General features: G+C 60.4%; 14 protein-coding genes. All 14 read right to left on the bottom strand.

Going from position 1 to position 18326, the window contains the following annotated elements; genetic code table 11:
• Positions 1 to 7: 7 nt before the first annotated feature.
• Positions 8 to 832 (bottom strand): SDR family oxidoreductase, encoded by an 825-nt coding sequence (locus ACM110_RS02045; RefSeq protein WP_416126342.1) that lies wholly within the window; start codon positions 830 to 832, stop codon positions 8 to 10.
• Positions 833 to 879: 47 nt separating this feature from the next.
• The gene (locus tag ACM110_RS02040; protein WP_338582889.1) at positions 880 to 1344 is read right to left on the bottom strand and encodes a multidrug transporter; all 465 of its coding nucleotides are present in this window, start codon (positions 1342 to 1344) and stop codon (positions 880 to 882) included.
• A 237-nt stretch (positions 1345 to 1581) separates the two neighbouring features.
• Positions 1582 to 3033, bottom strand: coding sequence for a mannose-1-phosphate guanylyltransferase/mannose-6-phosphate isomerase (locus tag ACM110_RS02035; RefSeq protein ID WP_046820474.1), 1452 nt, complete (start codon positions 3031 to 3033; stop codon positions 1582 to 1584).
• A 209-nt stretch (positions 3034 to 3242) separates the two neighbouring features.
• A complete protein-coding gene (locus ACM110_RS02030) occupies positions 3243 to 3899 on the bottom strand; it encodes an alginate O-acetyltransferase AlgF (protein WP_338582885.1) in 657 nt (218 codons plus the stop codon).
• 17 nt (positions 3900 to 3916) lie between these two features.
• Positions 3917 to 5092: an alginate O-acetyltransferase gene (locus tag ACM110_RS02025; RefSeq protein WP_416126341.1), complete on the bottom strand. Its 1176-nt coding sequence runs from the start codon at positions 5090 to 5092 to the stop codon at positions 3917 to 3919.
• Between the two features lie 11 nt (positions 5093 to 5103).
• Positions 5104 to 6669: an MBOAT family protein gene (locus ACM110_RS02020; RefSeq protein ID WP_338582882.1), complete on the bottom strand. Its 1566-nt coding sequence runs from the start codon at positions 6667 to 6669 to the stop codon at positions 5104 to 5106.
• Positions 6670 to 6877: 208 nt separating this feature from the next.
• Complete coding sequence (locus ACM110_RS02015; RefSeq protein WP_416126340.1) at positions 6878 to 7999, bottom strand: mannuronate-specific alginate lyase; 1122 nt, start codon at positions 7997 to 7999, stop codon at positions 6878 to 6880.
• 8 nt (positions 8000 to 8007) lie between these two features.
• Complete coding sequence (locus ACM110_RS02010; RefSeq protein ID WP_416126339.1) at positions 8008 to 9459, bottom strand: alginate O-acetyltransferase; 1452 nt, start codon at positions 9457 to 9459, stop codon at positions 8008 to 8010.
• A 10-nt stretch (positions 9460 to 9469) separates the two neighbouring features.
• Complete coding sequence (algG, locus tag ACM110_RS02005) at positions 9470 to 11047, bottom strand: mannuronan 5-epimerase AlgG (RefSeq protein ID WP_416126338.1); 1578 nt, start codon at positions 11045 to 11047, stop codon at positions 9470 to 9472.
• A gap of 26 nt (positions 11048 to 11073) precedes the next feature.
• On the bottom strand, positions 11074 to 12558 hold the full coding sequence (locus ACM110_RS02000) for an alginate export family protein (protein ID WP_338582877.1): 1485 nt from the start codon (positions 12556 to 12558) through the stop codon (positions 11074 to 11076).
• Entirely contained in the window at positions 12555 to 14081 is a 1527-nt protein-coding gene (gene algK, locus ACM110_RS01995; RefSeq protein ID WP_416126337.1) for an alginate biosynthesis TPR repeat lipoprotein AlgK, read from the bottom strand. Before algK ends, ACM110_RS02000 begins: the two co-directional genes overlap by 4 nt.
• Positions 14082 to 14090: 9 nt before the next feature.
• A complete protein-coding gene (locus ACM110_RS01990) occupies positions 14091 to 15260 on the bottom strand; it encodes a PilZ domain-containing protein (protein ID WP_416126336.1) in 1170 nt (389 codons plus the stop codon).
• A 35-nt stretch (positions 15261 to 15295) separates the two neighbouring features.
• Positions 15296 to 16777, bottom strand: coding sequence for a mannuronan synthase (gene alg8, locus ACM110_RS01985; RefSeq protein WP_416126335.1), 1482 nt, complete (start codon positions 16775 to 16777; stop codon positions 15296 to 15298).
• 202 nt (positions 16778 to 16979) lie between these two features.
• A complete protein-coding gene (locus ACM110_RS01980) occupies positions 16980 to 18296 on the bottom strand; it encodes a nucleotide sugar dehydrogenase (RefSeq protein ID WP_416126334.1) in 1317 nt (438 codons plus the stop codon).
• Positions 18297 to 18326 lie beyond the last annotated feature (30 nt).

Below are 18326 nucleotides of genomic sequence, written 5' to 3'. Positions count from 1 at the left end.
TGGGATCTCAGAGCTGCCCACGCAACCCGAACCGCTTCATCAATCCCGATTCCAGCAACCCCTTGGGCAACAGCCCGGCGAGCAGCGGCAACGCACGACTGCCATTGCCCAGACGAATCAGTCGCGGAGGCTTGCTCTGTTGCACGGATTTGAGCAATCCGGCTGCAAATTCACTGGCTGGCGTCGGGTTGTCCTGGGAAGCCTTGGCCCGGGCGCGAATGCCTTCGCGCAGCGGGAACCACGGTGATTGTTCGCTGATCAATTGCTCGGCTTCGTGGCCGGCATTCTTGGCGAAACTGGAGGCGATAGCGCCCGGTTGCACCTCCATGACCCGCACGCCGAACGGCGCCAGTTCCATGCGCAGTGCATCGCTCAAGGCGTGCACGGCGGCTTTCGAAGCGCAGTAGGCGCCAGCGAACGGAGTGACCAGAACGCCGGACACGCTGCCGATATTGACCACGATCCCTTTGGCCCGGCGCAGTACAGGGAACATCGCCCGAGTGACACCGACGATGGCGAACACATTGGTTTCGAACTGGCGTTGCATCGCCTGCACACCGCCATCGAGCAATGGGCCCATGGCGCCGTAACCGGCGTTGTTGATCAACACGTCGAGGCCGCCGTGTGTTTGATTGATCTGTTCGCTGAGCTGTTCAAGGGCGACGCCGTCGTTGACGTCCAGTTGCACGGCCGTGAAACCTGCGGCGCTCAGTAGCGCGACATCGTCAGCCTTGCGCGCACTGGCCCAGACTTCATAGCCGGCAGCCTTGAACGCATCGGCGAGGGCGCGGCCGATGCCGCTGGAACAACCGGTAATCAACGCAACGGGCATGGCGCGGTCCTTGTGCAAACAGTGGGGGGAGGCTCTGTGGGGAAAGCTCAGTCAGAGAAACTACCCTGCAATCGCTCGGCGCGAAACTCCAGGGTTTCCGGGCGGTAGCCGGGGCGCAGTGGTGGCAGCGGCAAACAGTCTTCCCAGTTGCCACCGGCCTGCAATTCGCCGGGGCCACGGTAGCGTGGGGCAGTGTATTGATTGTCGGCGAGGTTGACCGTGTCGCCGGGCGCATAGGCAGCAACACGCCAGCGCAATTCGGTCAGCGGTACGTCGTTGCCGTTGTTCATGGTCAGTTGCAGCGGGCGGTCGGCGGGGCAGTGCTGCGGCGCGTAGCTGATGCGCAACTCCAGGCGTTGCAGTTGCTTGAGTTCGCGGTGGTCCATCCAGATGACCCAGGTGGCAACGATGCCCAGGCCCACGGCGGCGGCGACGGACACAGGCAAGGCCTTGGCCGGATAGCGCAGCAACAGGATCAGCCAGGTAATGACCAGCAGGATGCCGATGAACATGTCGCGCCAACCTCGGGAATAGAGAGGACCATCCTACCTAAGCGCGGGTGGGGTTGGCGATGGGAAGAGCAAAGTCAAAAGATCGCAGCCTTCGGCAGCTCCTACAGGGGAATACGGTTTCCTGTAGGAGCTGCCGAAGGCTGCGATCTTTTGCTCTTGCTTGAACAAAAAACCCGGCCAACCCGCTGCGGATAGGGAACGCAACGAGCTGGCCGGGGGCTTAAGGTTTACAGAGGCTTACTGCGCGATGGTTTTCACCGACACGCCACGCTCGATCGGGGTCGAGCGACCGTAGATATCTTCAAACCGCTCGATATCGTCTTCACCCAGATAGCTGCCCGATTGCACTTCGATGATCTCCAGCGGAATCTTGCCCGGGTTGCGCAAGCGGTGGACCGACGCAATCGGGATGTAGGTCGACTGGTTCTCGGTGAGCAGGAACACGTTCTCATCGCAGGTCACTTCGGCGGTGCCGCTGACCACGATCCAGTGTTCGGCGCGGTGGTGGTGCATTTGCAGCGACAGGCACGCGCCCGGCTTGACCGAGATGTGCTTGACCTGGAAACGGCCGCCCATGTCCACCGAGTCGTAGGAGCCCCACGGGCGATAGACTTCGCAGTGGTTCTGGGTTTCGCTGCGGCCCTGTTCGTTGAGGGTGTTGACCATCTGTTTCACGCCTTGGACCTTGTCCTTGTGCGCAATCATCATGGCGTCCTTGGTTTCCACCACGACGATGTTTTCCAGGCCGATCACCGACACCAGTTTGCCGTTGCCGTGGATCATGCAGTTCTTGCTGTCCTGGATCACCACGTCGCCCTTGGTGACGTTGCCGTTGGCGTCTTTTGCATTGACTTCCCACAGCGACGACCAGCAGCCGACGTCGCTCCAGCCGGCGGTCAGCGGCACCACACAGGCGCGCTGGGTTTTTTCCATCACCGAGTAGTCGATGGAATTGTCCGGGCAGCAGGCGAAGGTAGCTTCGTCGATGCTCACGGTGTCGGCGTCCTGGGCGCTGCGCTCCAGGGTCAGCAGGCAGGTGTCGTAGATGTCCGGATCGTGCTTTTTCAGTTCTTCGAGGAAGCGGCTGGCGCGGAACAGGAACATGCCGCTGTTCCAGAAGTAGCCACCGGACTGGACGTATTCGGTAGCGCGTTTCACATCCGGTTTTTCGACGAAGTGCGACACACGGCTGACGCCTTCAGGCAGCAACGAATCGTTGGTCGACTTGATGTAGCCGTAGCCGGTTTCCGGTTTGGTGGCCGGTACGCCGAACAACACCATTTCGCCGTTTTCGGCGGCGACGGTGGCCAGGGCTAACGCGCGTTGCAGGGCTTTCTGGTCTTCCAATACGTGGTCGGCCGGCAGCACCAGCATCAACTCGTCGCGACCTTCATTGACCAGCATCATCGCGGTCAGGGCCACGGCCGGCGCGGTGTTGCGCCCAAACGGCTCCATCAGGATGCGTTGGGTTTCCAGCTTACGCGCTGCCAACTGCTCGTTGACGATGAAGCGGTGGTCCTTGTTGCAGACCACGATTGGCGTGTCCATGCCTTCGAACACCAGGCGTTCCAGGGTTTGCTGGAACAGCGTGTGTTCACCGGTCAGGGCCAGGAACTGTTTCGGGAATTGCTTACGCGAAAGCGGCCAGAGACGTGAACCGCTACCACCTGACAAGATCACCGGAATCATGTTGTTACTCCTTGAAAATCGTTTGGTTAGAGCGACGAACGTTGTGTCGTTTCACTCTTGTTCTTGTTCCGTGTCCTGATTGACATCTCAGTTCCTGTGGGAGCTGGCTTGCCAGCGATGGCATCAACTCGATGTATCAGTTTCACCGAGTCGTCTGCATCGCGGGCAAGCCCGCTCCCACAGGGGGATGGGTCAACCGGACAAATTGATCAGCGCGTCGATACCGGGCGTTTCACCCAGACCGGCGACAGGCTGCTGCCGTTACCGGTGACGTACAGCACTGCCGCTTCACCGCGTTCCAGGGCGACCGGTTTCACGTCGCCGACTTTCGTTGCACCATCGTATAGCGCCAGGCTGACTTTCACCGGGTTGATTTCACGTTCGCCACGGCCCTTGGCGGCCACGTTCGGCACCACGTCGGTCTTGCCGTCGGCGGTTTTCAGGGTCAGCGTCTTGTCGCTGAGGTTCTGCACGCGCACCAGGGATTTCTGCTTGTTCTTGAACGGCGGCTCCTCGATCAGTTGCGGCGCGCCGCTGGCGTTGTTGACCAGGGTGTAATAGTGATCGCCGGCCAGTTTCACCGGCAGGCTCTGGCTGCCGACCTTGGCGCTGTAGTCACCGCCCGGCATGAAGCTGAAGTCACTGCTCGACAGCGGCGCGACATCACTCAGGTTGGTGCTGCCGACGGTGGCGCTGACTTCGGCGTTACTGGCGTTGTAGATACGCACGAAGCTCGAGCCTTTCGGCGCGGTCGGGCCATACAGCGCGGCGTCGCCAGCGGCGAAGGCCTGCATCGAGAGCACACTCATACCAGCAACCAGTGCAAAGGTCTTGGCGAGACGACGAGGAGTAGTCTTGAAAGTCATGGTAGTACCTCTCTCTTTCAGTTTTGCGCCCGGTCGGGCGTCTCGGATTTAGTGTTGATTGCTACGTTTTGTTGGCGCGCGCCGGCTTGTTTAAGCTCTGCGACCCACTGCGGGTCGGCGTCGCCGATTTCGTTGTTCACAGGCAGATATCGTTCAGGAAACTCCCAGATCAGCACCTGCGGAGGGCTGTTCTTGAAAGCATCACTTTTCAGGTAGCTGAGCATCGGCAGAATCGGGCCATGGCCGTCTTCGGCGTAATTGACCACGTCGCTGCGCAGGGCTTGTTTCAGTGCACCGACGAAGTTCCAGTTGGGGTTGGCGCTGTAACTGGTGCCAATCAGGGCCACCGGCACTTCGGTGTTGGCGAACAGGGCGTCGTCACCGGCCGGCTGGTCCTGGGCTGCAACGGTGTTGCGCTTTTGCAAAGGCTCTTGCGCCGGCATCAGGTTTTCGAACAGCGGGTCCAGCGGCAGGAACAGACGCAGGTCGCCCTTGTGCGTGACGGTTTCCGCAGGTTCGGTGACGAAGTTTTGCGGGTCGCCGCTGAGCGGGAATTTGTCAGCAATGGTCTTGGCCAACTTGTTCGCCGCGATCTCGGCACCTTCCGGGGTCCAGTGGGTGTCGGTGCGCAGGAACACTTGCTTGCCGTTCTGCTTGGCCTGTTGCAACGGGCCGAGCAGGTCAGGCGCAGGAATCCGGTCGGCGGCCAGGCGCTGATGGAAGTCCTTGTAGAGGTTGGCGTGGATGCTCGCCGGTTTCACCTCGCCGAGGTGTTCCGGGTACAGGCGCACCTTGGCCGGCACCACCGCCATCACCAGTTGTACCCCTTTGGCTTTCAGGGTTTGGCGCACGCCTTCGACCAGCGCGTAGTTGCCTTGCAGGTTCAGCTCTTCGTTGACGATCGGGTGGAATTCTTCGTCGCTGTACAGCCACTGGTCGCGACCGAGCACCACGCCCGGACGACCTTCGTTGAACAGCTTGAAATCCAGCGCAGCCCAAAGGTTGGTGCCCAGGCGCTTGATTGGAAACTCATCGTCGTAGTGGGTCTCTACAGCCTTGGTCCAGCGGCCGTTGAGCACCGTCGCGTCGGCGTTGGTGCTGAAGCCCATGAAGCTGCGAACCGACCACACGCCCAAGGCGAGCAGCGTCACCAGGAACAGGGCGATGTAGAAGATGCGTAATGAGCGGGTCATGGTCAGATCCCTCAGAACTGGAAGTAAAGGAACGGCGAGAAGCTTTGCGCCGAGAGTTTGAGAATCGAGGCGATGAACAGCAGCAGCACCAGCGCACGCATTGCGTAACGCGACCAGTCAGCGGTCCAGTAGGCTGGTTGCACCTGGGCGTCGACGCCGACGGTGTAGCCAGGCTGATGGATGCTCGCCGGGTTATCCCCAGGCGCGGCTTTGATCAGGCCGGGTTCGCTGGCGGCCGGGCCGTCGCTGTCGACGTTCACCGCAGGCTTGGTCTTGGCTGGCGGCTGATTGCTGTAGAAGTCGCGCAGGCCGAAGAACGCCAGGGTCACGTAAGCCACGATCAGGGTCGCCACTTGCAGGCCGGTGAGGCTGGCCTGGTTGAGTTCCGACAACGACCAGTCGCCGAAGCTGAACATCGCGCCGTACATGCGCCCGGCGACGTGCAGGTTTTCTGCGCGGAAGATCACCCAGCCCATCACGACCAACAGGAAGGTCAGCGCCCAGCGGATCGGGTTGAAGCTGCGCGGCGAAGTGTTCAGGCCGAGGGCTTTTTCAATCGCCAGCCACATGCCGTGCCACGCACCCCAGACGATGTAGGTGATGTTCGCGCCGTGCCACAGACCACCGAGCAGCATGGTCAGAAACAGGTTGCGATAGGTCGTCAGCGTGCCTTTTCGATTACCGCCCAGCGTGATGTAGAGGTAGTCACGCAACCAGGTCGACAGGCTGATGTGCCAGCGACGCCAGAACTCGGTGATCGACTGGCTGATGTACGGCTGCTTGAAGTTTTCCATGAAGCGGAAACCCATCATCAGGCCCAAACCGATGGCCATGTCGCTGTAACCGGAGAAGTCGAAATACAACTGCGCGGTATAGGCGAGGGCGCCGAGCCAGGCATCACCCGTGGTCGGGTTTTGCAGGGCGAAGCAATGGTCGGCCACCACCGCGAGGGTGTCGGCGATGAAGACCTTCTTGATGAAACCCTGCATGAACCGCGTGCAGCCCTCGGAGAATTTATCGAGGGTGTGAGTGCGGTTGTTGAACTGATCCGCCAGGTCGCGGAAACGCAGCACGGGGCCGGCGATCAGGTGCGGGAAGATCGCCACGAACGCCGCGAAGTCGATCAGGTTGCGGGTCGCCGGGGTATCACCACGGTAGACGTCGATGATGTAGCTGATCGACTCGAAGATGTAGAACGAGATCCCGATCGGCAACAGCACGTGGGTCAGGATGAACGGCTCCAGGCCCACCGACGTCATCATCGCGTTGATGCTGTCGACGCCGAAATTGGCGTACTTGAAGTAGCCGAGGATGCACAGGTCGACGGCCACGCCGAGCAGCAGCCAGCGCTGCGCCGGTTTGGTCCGTACGCCTGCGGCGCCGACTTTCAGGCCGATCCAGTAGTTCCACAGCGTGACGGCTGCAAACAGTGCGAGGAAGTCCACACGCCACCAGGCGTAGAACACGTAGCTGGCAATCAGCAGCAGCAAATTGCGATAGCGTTGCCCGCTCAGGTAGTACAAGCCGAGAAAGATCGGCAAGAACAAAAACAGGAACACGTTGGACGAAAAAACCATCCCGATCTCTCCTTGTTTGAACCAACAGTCAAGGGCCAACGGCCCCCCCAAACCCCCCACGAAAAACCGGGGGCTAACTCACAAAACTCAAACCTGACACCGACCCTTGTAGGAGCTGCCGGAGGCTGCGATCTTTTGATCTTGATCTTTGAAAGCAAGATCTAAAGATCGCAGCCTTCGGCAGCTCTTACAGGAGAAAGGCGTTGTTCTAAGAACCCTTGCCCTTTTCATTCGCCGGGTCGTAGACCTTGGTCAGGTCGCCGCCGAGGCGGAAGGTCTTGAACGGTTGCATCTCATGCTTCTTCTCCAGCACATCCGGCGCGCAGGTGTAGAGCGAGCAGAACGGTTCGAGCCAGGCGAATTTCGAGTCGACCTTCAGGTCGGTCATGTCCTGTTCCTTGCCGTTCTTCTCTTCGAACTCATCCGGGTCTTTCACCCCGGACAGCACGCGATCACCCAGGCGTTTCAATGCGCCGTTGTTTTCCTGACGCAGATCCACACCGTTGACCTGAGCGAAACTGGCGATCATCGCCAGCGGCGGCAGGGCGTAGTTGTGGTAGGCCAGCGCCCGTTGTTGACGCTTGAGTTCGTTGGGCAAAAAGCCCTGGGCGTCGACCTGATTGGCGCCGACCTTGTATTCCTTCACGGCCCAATCGAACAGGTCGCGGCGGTTGGTGGCGACGGAGGTTGCCATCACCGACCAGGCAGCCCAGTACGAGTGGTTGTTGGTTTTTTCCAGCGGCAGGTTGTCCCAATCGCTGACCACTTGGTCGGCCATCTTGCTGAACCAGGCTTCGATCAGCTGCGACTCTTGCTGATGGTTGGCCAGCGGATGCGAATCGGAAAACTTCAGGCGAATGTACGAAGAGGCCATGCTGCCCAACGCCCATTTGCGCATCGACTTGCCGGTGTGGTTGAAGTCCTTGGACATCAACGCATCGGCCTTGGCCCACGCGGTCAACCAGTTGAGCGTGCATTCCAGTTGTTCCGGGCGACCGTCGCGCATGAACTGCATCACGCGCTTGCTGGTGCCGCGCTCGATCTTGGTGATGTCGGCGGTGCTGTCGCGAAAGGCTTTTTCCGATTGCACGTTCAGGGTCGAACGGGCCTTGTCCGAGCCTTCGTACTTGCTGCGAAATTGCAGCGAGCCGGTGTACGGCGTCGGCATCGCATCACAGCCTTCGCTCTTGTCGCCGGTTTTGACTTTCTCGATCGGCGCGAAATAGCCCTGTGGCGGACGCAGTGGCGCAGCCGCTTGTGTCGCGCCGGCGAACATCGCCAGGCTCAAAAGCGTCGGTGCCAACAGGTTTTTCAGTTTCGGATTTCGCATAGCAGACCTCATTGCCCGGCCGAAGCGGTACGTTGCTCAGCGCTCGGGAATACGTTGCGTTTGCAGATTTTCGCTTCGACTTTCTGTGGCGCGGCATCCGTTTTCTCAGGACCCTGGATTTCGACGGCCAGCAGATTCTGCGAGGCCCAGTCTTCGTCCGTGCGCAACTCGAAGGCGAAGCGCCCGTCAGTGTCGGAGGTTTCCGGTTTGTCGATCTTGATGTCCTCGTGGCGACCGTTCATGTACCAGAGGGTGGCTTGCAGGGTTTTCACCGAGGTGTCGGCGAAGCGGATATCGACCTGGTGACTGCTGTTTTGCAGGTTCAGGTTTTTGCTGTTGACCATCAGTTCGTTTTTGCCCGGCTTCAGGGTGGTGCTCCCCGACATCTGTGCATCCTTGCCTTCGCAACCGTTGTCCAGCAGCGCCATCATCTGGCGGTAGATGGTTTCCTGGTCGAGGCGATAGAGCGGCGAGAATTCCCAGATGAGAATTTTCGGCGGGTTCTTCTGGAACTCGTCGCTGCCCAGGTACTGCAGCATCGAACCTTCCAGGCCACCGCCGGGGAACGCCACGTTGAGAATGTCGGCGCCGATGGCCTCTTCGAGGAAACCGGCGAAGTTGTAGTTCTTGCCACTGTGACTGGTGCCGACCAGGGTGATTTCCGGATTGCCGGAATCACCGAACAGATCGCCATCGCCTGCTTCGCCTTTCGGCTCGGTGGTGAATTGATCCATGTACTGGATCGCGTAGCTGGTGCCACAGAGTTGACCGGCCATGTTGTGCAATGTTCCGGTCTTGCCCATGCGACCCGACTTATGGGTCTCGAATTCACGCTTGGGAATGTCGGCGAAGGCCGGGATCTGCTTGACCTTTTCGGCGACGATTTTTGCCGTGCGCTGGGCGCCATATGGCGTCCAGTGCTGGTCGCCACGGAAGTAGAAATCGTGGGCGGGCAGGGTGTCTGGCAGTTGCTCGTTGGTCAGCGGCGACAGGTCCGGAACTACGTAGCCCATGGCCGCGAAACGGCCGAGCATGGTCTTGTAGTTCGTCAGCGCCTTGTCGAAATCGAAGCTGGCTTTCTCGCCCGGGTTGAGCTTGTTGCGGTTCACCAGGCCACGCGTTGGCTGGTAAACAACGACCAGTTCCACGCCTTTGCTCTTGAACGCATCGTGCAATTGCTTCATGCGTTTGTAGCCAGCCGGGGTGGTGTCGAATTCGGTGCGCAAGTCTTCCTGCGTACGGAACAGCCAGTCGCCCTGAGCCTGCACCAGCGTGGTGAAATTCTGCTGATAACGCGTGGTGTAATTCTTCGCGTCGTGGGCGGCCGGGCACAGGCTGCAGCACGGTTCGGCGCTGAACTTCGGTGCTTGAACTTCATCGGCACGCGCGCCGGTACTGGCCGCGAGAATGCCGGCGGTCAGGGCCGACAGGCTGAGTAATTTGATCAAGTGTGGGTGCATAAAATTATCCTCAGTCCCGCATTTCGGTCTGGCGTTCGACAGGGTCGATCAGCACGGCTTTCTGCTGGCGCACCAGCAGGTCGAGAATTTCATCCTGGCGCTCGCCGAGAATCCCCGAGAAGCTGATGCCGCTGGATTTGGTCGGGGCGAGCATGGACACGCGATACAGCTCGACGCTCAACGGCGAGTCGATGGACAGCGGGCCGCTGCCGTTGGCCGCCAGTTCACCGCCGACCACGATCAGCGACACCTGGGCGTCGAACGGATCGAGCTTGATGTCACGGTCGGTGTCGCTCAGGTCCTTGATGTGGCCGTAGACGCCGGTCAAGCCATTGGCCATGGCGATGTTTTCGTAGAGGCGAATGTTCACGCTGTTACGAATGCGAATGCCGTGGCGGCGGTTGCTGACGACTTTGTTGCCCCACAGCAGGTTGTCGGCACTCTCGTAGAGGGTGATGCCGTCGGTGTGGTTCTGGTAGATCTCGTTGTGCGCGATCAGGTTGTTCACGCTGTTACGGTCGATCACCAGGCCCGACAACTTGTTGTCGTAGCTGCGGTTGTTGAAGATGAAGCTGTCGTTGACCTCACGGGAAATAATGATCCCGTGCTTCTTCTTGGTACCAAACACCGTGTTGTCGGCGATGATCAGGCCGTGGGAACGGTCATGCGGGTCAATGCCGTAGACGATGTTGTCCTTGTAGGTGTTGCCCTTGACCACGAAGTTGCTGGTTTCGTAGCAGTAGAAGCCGTACCACATGTCCGAGAACTCGGAACCGACAATCCAGCCGGTCGGTTCAGGACGCTTGAGCACCTTGGCCATGTTCGGCGTGTATTGGGAAATACTCACGCCGTAGGACTTACTGTTGGCGTAGCCGAAACTGGCCATCTTGCTGTTGGCGATGTAGGTCTCGGTGCCACCCCAGGCCAGCAGGAACGGACGGAATTCCTTCGGCGATTTGAACGTCGCCGGACCGTTGTCCTTCTCGCGCCAGCCGGTGATTTTCGTGTCACGTACAAACAGCTGGCCGTCGTTGACCAGGAACGATCCGGCCTCCTGGGACAGGCGCAGTTCCTGAGTCTGCTTGTCGATTTCGAGGATGCCGTGACGGCCGACCACGATCGGCAGTTTCGCCAGGAATACGCCCGGCGAGGTTTCGCTGAAGTACTGCTTGGGCAGCTTCTTCGCCAGGTCCTTGAGGTTCATGTAGCCGTCGTCGACGAAAATCGCCTGCGGGATTCCGTGCTGACGCACCACCCACTCGGCCATCTTGTTGTCGCCGCCGATGAAGTCCTTCAGGGCGTCTTCCTGCATCATCCGGCGCACGCTGATCTTGCCGGCCTTGCTGCGCACGATTTTCGCGGCGATGGCCTCGGCGGTGTAGCCGGAAATGTCCGGCAATGTCGGCGTGGCCAGCTCCAGCGGCGCGGTCGGTGCGCTGCTGACGGTGTAGGTCTTGGCCTGTTGCAGTTCCTTGGCCACGGTCGCCGGTTTTGCAACTGGCTCCACATTGGCGAAGGCCGTCGCACTGGCCAGCAACATCGCGCCGGCCAGCAGGCTGATCGAGCCTTTTCGGGCTTGATGATTCATCTGGGAGACTCCCTTCGCAATGTGCATCAGAAGCGCCAGATCACGTCGATGAACGCGCGGTGCATGTACGAATCGACTTCCTTGCCGTACGCATCGCCCGGCTTGAACACGCCGCCACGCAAGCGCACCAGCGCCGAAGGTTCGTCGATCGCCTGGCTCATCGATGCCGGCAACAGGCCTTGCTTGAAGTACTTGGTGACCACCAGATCCATTTCCTGACCGAGGTCTTTCTCGCCATCGTTCAGCGGCAGGGAGGTGCTGGAGAGGATCGCGCCGGTGACGTCGTCGGTGTTGTTCTGTACCGCGTCGATGCCGTTGCTGCCGACCGGCTTGTTGCCGTCGACACGCCAGAATTTGTGGTAGATCAGGCTGGCGTCGTATTCGTCGTTGAGCATCCACGAACCGAACAGCGTGGCCGATTGCATGTTGTTCATTTCGCCACGGAATGCTTCGCCGAAACGGTGTACCCGCGAGCGAGTACCGGTGTAGTTCGAGCGGTTACTTTCCAGGCCGTTCTGTTCATAGTCTTCACTGGCGCGAGCGTAGGCCGCACCGACCTGCCATTGCGGATCGAGGCGCAGGCGCACACCCAGGTCGGTGGCCCAGCCATCGACATCGCCGCTGCGTTTGGCTTGCGCGGGCGCGGTGCCATCGGCGTTCAGCGGGTTGACCGTGTCGCGGTCGCCGCTCATGCCGGTGATGCTGCCCCAGTAATTGACGGTGTTGGTGTTGCGCCAGTTGTAGGCATCGCTATCGGCGGTGAGGCCGAGCCAGCTGATGTCGCCGTTCTGTTTCTTGTCCAGCGAATCACTCGCGACGCCGGGTTCTGCGTAGTCAAGTTTGCCGTCGTCGTGGGTGTGGTGGCCGCGAATGCCGACCCAGTTGCCCGGTGTCCACTGGTACGCCGCATCGGCGTAGGCGTGCAGGCGATCCTTATCCTCTGGCGCGAGTTCCTTGAGGTCGGTGCGGTACTCGCTGAAGCGTTCGGCGATACCGACGTTGGCGCGCAGCAGGGTGGTGTCGAAGGTCCAGTTCAAGGCTTCGATGTTGGTGTCGCGCCATTGACCGTCGTCGTTGCGCAGGCGTTGGCGACCGAACTTGAGGACCTCGCCCGGGTAAGGCGTGAAGCCGCTGTAGCCGACCCAGAACTCACGCATGGCCAAGTAGTTTTTCTTGGTTTCGCGATCATTGTTGTCGGTGTTTTCGGCACCATCGGACTGTTGCAGGGTGTCGGTCTCGATGATGTCGGTGGACGTCACCGCCTGACCCATGGCGTAGGCGCTCCACGCGCCGCTTTCGCCGTAGACCCAAGGACGAAGGTCAAGGCCGAGACCGTTGACATCGCCGCCGCCCTGGGTGCCGAGGTCACGATCGTCCTCGGACTGACCGGTGATTTTCACGTCCAGACCGTAGTTCTTGGTTTCTTCAGTCATCGCAGCGAGCGTCGGGCAAGACCAGATCAGCGCGAACGTCAGGCCGATACCGGCCTTCATGAATGGATTCAACTTCATAGGGTTTCCTCACCGTCTTCTTCTTGCAGCGCGTGCAATGGCAACGCGTTCTGGCTCAAGTTGCCGCGAACGGCCTGTTCCTGTTTCAACAGGCGCTGGGCCTCGGCAAGCTGCGCAGGCGGCAGTTGGGCTTCGAGGGTTTGCGCAAGCTCGGTGGCTTGCGGAGTGTTCTGGGCCTTGGCCAGTTGGCTGAAGACGTAAGCGTTGAGCGGGTCAGGCTTGGTGCCTTTGCCTTGGGAGAACAGTTGGGCGATGGCGAAGTCGGCACTGTTCTGGCCGTTGCGCGCAGCGGTCAGCAGATGATCCAGAGCCTTCTGCGGATAGACCTTGCCCAGGTAGCCACGGCGATAGATCTGGCCGAGGTAGTAATCGGCGGCGACTTCGCGGCCGACGGCTTTCTGGAAATGTTCCTCGGCGACCTTGGCGTCGGCCGGGACCATTTTGCCTTCGTAATAGAGCTTGCCCAGCAACAGCTCGGCGCGGGGCTGATCGGCGGCGCGGCCGTTGTCGAGGTACTTCATCATCTGGTCGACGTCACCCAGTTCTGGGTAGTCGTAGAGCAGTTGCGCGAGGGTCACCCAAGATGCCGGGTAGCCCGGGGCGATCGGTTCGAGCAGTGACTGCGCGGTTTTTTCGTCGGCTGTGCCCAGGGTCGAATCGGCGAGCACACGGGCGACACTGTCCACGCGTTGTGCGGAAACAGTGCCGCGAGCGTGACCGGCCTGCATTTGCTTGATCAGCTCGGCCTGTTGTTCAGGCTGGGCTTTTTTCTGATAGACCGTGGCCAGTTCGACGTAGCAAATGTCGGTGGTGTTGATCGCGGCTTTGCAGATCTTTTCCACATCGTCCAGGTGCTGGTCGTAGGTGCCTTGGGTGCGATAAAGCAGCACTTGCGCCAGGCCTGCTTCCGGCTTGCCTTCGGCGCGCCATTGGCTGATCTGTTTCTGTGCGTCGACGTTGGGGAAGCTGTGCGGGTATTGCAGGTACAGCATCGCCAACGGAATCAGGGTGTTGCCTTCGCCAGCGGCGGAGGCTTTCTTCAGCAGGGTTTCGGCTTCGTGCTGCTCGGCTTCGGTGGAGCCGGGCTTGGCCACCAGCAGACGACCGAGGCGCGCCTGGGCACGCGGTGAAACGCTGGCGGCGGCGCGGTAAGTCGCCTCGGCCTGCTTCATCTGCGCCGGGTCGCGGCTGTCGACCTGAATGTCAGCCAGACCGACCTGGGCTTCGCTGTAGCCCAGGTCTGCCAGTTGCTGATAGTTCGCCGCGGCGGTCGCGGTGTCGCCACGCTTGAGCGCTTCGTTGGCCAGGCGTTGGTCGGGCAGGCCGGCGCAGCCGGCGAGGCTGACTGCCAATGCCAGCGAGCACACCACCAATCCACTGTGGGAGCTGCGGTGCGACGTTTCGACTTGCCAGCGATTCAGGCGGCTCGGTGTTTCAGTAACACCGCAGTGATCCAATCGCTGGCAAGCCAGCTCCCACAGGGATCTCGGTGTTCTCAGAAGACGGATGATCGTCACGGGCATGTCCTCCGGTTACAGACCAGCAGCCATGGCTTTGTCGATCAGCCAGTTCAGGTTCGGGCCACGGTCGCTGTTCACTTCCACCGGGCGGCCGGCGAGGGTGCTGTCCAGGGCTTCGTCAGGCTGGATCAGGACGCGGATGTCGGAAGACAGGTCGGCGCTTTTCAGGCTGGTGCTGCTGACGATCTTGCCGGTGCGGGTCTTGTCTTCGCCGGCGATCTGGAAGCGCACGGCGGTGCCTGGCAGGACGTCGCCGAACTGGCGATAGGAGAAGCGTGCTTCAACGTTGGCTTCGGTGTTGCGTGGCACCAGTTGGAAGATCACGTCGCCCTTGCTGGCGTACTGACCGTTGGCGACCATTTGCTGGGCCACGGTGCAATCGCACGGCGAAGTCAGGGTGCCGGTCATTTGCTTGCCGAACAGTTCTTCAACCTTGGCCGGGGACAGTTGATCGTCTTCCAGGTGACCTTTGAGTACGTCGAGCATGCTGGTGCTGAACGTCGCCAGCGGTGCACCTTTGGCGGCGACGCCGTCGGCTTTGACCAGACTCTGCACGGTGCCGTCGCGGGGCATGGTGATGTTCACGCCCGGCACGCTGACCAGACCGGCCTGGGCGTGGCTGACGAAATACATGCCATACACCGACTTGAAGATGAAGCCGAATGCCGCCAGGCCGATAACGAAAACGCCGAGGCTGAAGGTCACGGCTTTCATGCGGCCGAACGCGCTCATGCCGTGGCCGCCGTCCTTGATCTTGCGCGCTTTGGTGAAGTTGTCTCGCTGCAGGGTCGCCAGTACTTCACCGATGCTGACGATGTCGCCGGCCAGGTGAGAGGTGATCAGGTGGCGCAGGGTCGAGATGTCTTGTGGTTCCAGGTTCTGGAACTGGCAGCCGGTACGACCGGTCTCGCGATCGTAGGAGCGCACCTGCAATTCCACGTCCATGGCCAGGCCGAGGTTGTCGATGACGAATTGCAGACGAGCCTTGTACTTGTCGCCAACCTTGAGCGGCAGTTGACCGGCGTTGAACGCCAGGCCACCAGCGGACAGGTCGATGACCCGGGCTTCGACCGGCGTACGGTCAGGGCCGAAGAAGCGCAGCTTGGCCGGGATTTTCACTCGGGCGTGTTGGCGCTGGGCTTCGGATTCATGCACTACGTTGGCGTTGACGGCGGTATTCATAGGGGCGATTTCCTTGTTAATTCAATAAGGGGCGGTCAGACCATCATCAGCAGCACGGCGACAAAAATGCTGCCGGCGGAGAAGGTCATGGTCCGAGACGACCAGGTGTTGAACCAACGTTGAAAGCTGGCGAGATCACGGGTCAGGGAAGTGGGTTGGCGAGTCCAGGACTGTTGGTCGAGGCGGAAGAACACGTAGATCTTCACCAGCGCGCCGACGATCTGGTTGTAATAGAGAATCGCCGGGTAGGCCGGGCCGATCCGGTGACCGGAGCAGGACAGCAACAGGGTCAGGATCAGGCGGGTGATGCCGATCCACAGCAGGTACACCAGGATGAACGCGGTGCCGTACTTGAAGCTGGCGATGATCGCTACGGTCAGGCCCAGCAGCGAGGTCCACATCGACACGCGCTGATCGAACAGCACCACCGAAGTGAACGCACCGAGGCGTTTCACCCCAAGGCCGAGGGCCCGGGAGTTCTGCCGCAGGTTGTTGCCGTACCAGCGGAACATCAGCTTGCGACTGGCCTTGATGAAGCTCTTTTCCGGCGGGTGCTCGACGGTGTTGATCGCGGCGTCGGGCACGTAAAACGTGTCGTAGCCCAAGCGCATCAGGCTGAACCAGCTCGACTTGTCGTCGCCGGTCAGGAACTTGAAACGACCCAGGCGCCAGTGTTGCAGCGAGTCGCTTTCCACGTCGGCGATGAATTCCGGGTTGGTGACCACGGTGGCACGGAACACCGACATGCGGCCGGTCATGGTCAGCACGCGCTTGGACAAAGCCATCGAGCACATGTTGATGTGACGCTGGGCGAAACGCAGCTTGTGCCATTCGCTCATGATGTAGCCGCCGCGTACTTCGCAGAACTCGTTGGTGGTGAGGCCGCCAACGTTGCCGAACAGCTGGAACCACGGCACGGTCTTGCGCACCGTACCTTCGCCCAGCACGGTGTCGCCATCGATCACGGCGACCACGGCGCGGTCATCCGGCAAGTGACGGGAGATGGCGCGGAAACCGTAGGCCAGGCCATCGCGTTTGCCGGTGCCGGGAATGCGCACGAAGTCGAGCTTCACATGCGATGGCGGGTTCATCCGCTTCCACAGGCTTTTCACCAGCAGCTCATCGGACATTTCGACGATGGAGCAGACCACGGTGGTCGGCAGGCCGCAGTCGATCGCTTCGCGGATCACCGAGCTGTAGACCTGCGCGGTGGTCAGCGCGTCGATACGAAAACTGGTGACCATCAAAAATACATGGGACGGGTCCGCCGCCTTGCCCAGCTTGCGCACTTTGCGCCGCAGGTGCGGGTAGACCACGTACAGAAACAGCATGCCGCGCAGAAAGTGCGTGGCACCCATCGAGTAACGCCAGATACCGACGATACCGATCAGGAAAATGAAGTCCTTCGACTCGGAGTCGAACGTGGACACAGGCAACGCCATGGCGATGCCCATCAGTAAACTGAGATAAAACAGCCAACCGGCGGCCTGGAGTAGGCCGTGTTTTAGCCTGTGCATAATCTGCATCCGTCTCGATCTCGGGCGAGGCCCGAATGGGTTAAGGCAGGCTTACAAAACGTGCAAGGTCATGTAGGAGCTGCCGAAGGCTGCGATCTTTTGATCTTTCGCTTGGTACTCAAGTGATCCTGAAAAGATCGCAGCCTCGTTTCACTCGTCAGCTCCTACATCGTGTTCGCACAGTTGCCGTGCAAACACCGTGTTACCAGCAGATACCTTCGGTGCGGCCGCTGACGCTGGTGGCCTTGGACATGAAGCCGACCAGGTCGATCACTTGCTTGCCGTGCGGGACGTCCTTGACCAGGGCGCGGAATTTCTCGTCACGGTTGCCGAGGATGATCACGTCGGAGTTGTTGATCACCGCGTCGAAGTCGGAGTTGAGCAAGGACGAGACGTGGGGGATCTTCGACTCGATGTAGTCCTTGTTCGCGCCGTGAACACGGGCGTACTCGACGTTGCTGTCGTAGATGCTCAGGTCGTAGCCCTTGCCGATCAGCATTTCCGCCAGGTCAACCAGCGGGCTCTCGCGCAGGTCGTCGGTGCCGGCCTTGAAGCTCAGGCCCAGCAGGGCGACTTTGCGTTTGTCGTGGCTGGAAACGATGTCGAAGGCGTTCTGCACCTGGGACTCGTTACTGCGCATCAGCGAGTTGAGCAGCGGTGCTTCCACGTCCAGCGAACCGGCGCGGTAGGTCAGGGCACGCACGTCCTTCGGCAGGCAGGAGCCGCCGAAAGCGAAGCCTGGGCGCATGTAGTACTGGGACAGGTTCAGGGTCTTGTCCTGGCAAACCACGTCCATCACTTCGCGACCGTCGACGCCAACAGCCTTGGCGATGTTGCCGATCTCGTTGGCGAAGGTCACTTTGGTGGCGTGCCACACGTTGCAGGTGTACTTGATCATCTCGGCGACGGCGATGTCCTTGCGGATGATCGGCGCGTCGAGTTCTTCGTACAGCGATTGCAGAACGTCGCCCGATGCCTTGTCGAACTCGCCGATGACGGTCATTGGCGGCAGGTCGTAGTCGGCGATGGCGGTGCTTTCGCGCAGGAACTCAGGGTTCACGGCAACGCCGAAATCGACGCCGGCTTTCTTGCCGGAGCAGTCTTCGAGAATCGGGATGACCACGTTGGCCACGGTGCCCGGCAACACGGTGCTGCGCACCACGATGGTGTGGCGGGTGGTCTTGTCACGCAGGACAAAACCGATCTCGCGGCACACGGCTTCGATGTAGTTCAGTTCCAGGTCGCCGTTCTTCTTGCTCGGCGTGCCGACGCAGATCATCGACAGGTCGGTGTCGCGAATCGCCTCGGCGAAGTTGGTAGTACCGCGCAGACGACCGGTCTGGATACCCTGGGCCAGAAGTTCGCCCAGACCCGGTTCAACAATCGGTGATTTACCGGCATTGATCATATCGATCTTGTCTTTGGCAACGTCGACGCCAACGACGTCATGGCCCCGTGCAGACAGGCAACCGGCACAGACAGCGCCAACGTAACCCAAACCAAATATGCTGATGCGCATCGCAATTACCTCTGTGTTTTATCGAGCCAT

Origin of the sequence: Pseudomonas sp. NFX98 (assembly GCF_047784845.1) — a bacterium.
Classification (GTDB): Bacteria; Pseudomonadota; Gammaproteobacteria; order Pseudomonadales; family Pseudomonadaceae; genus Aquipseudomonas.
This window is presented reverse-complemented; position numbering and strand designations above follow the sequence as displayed.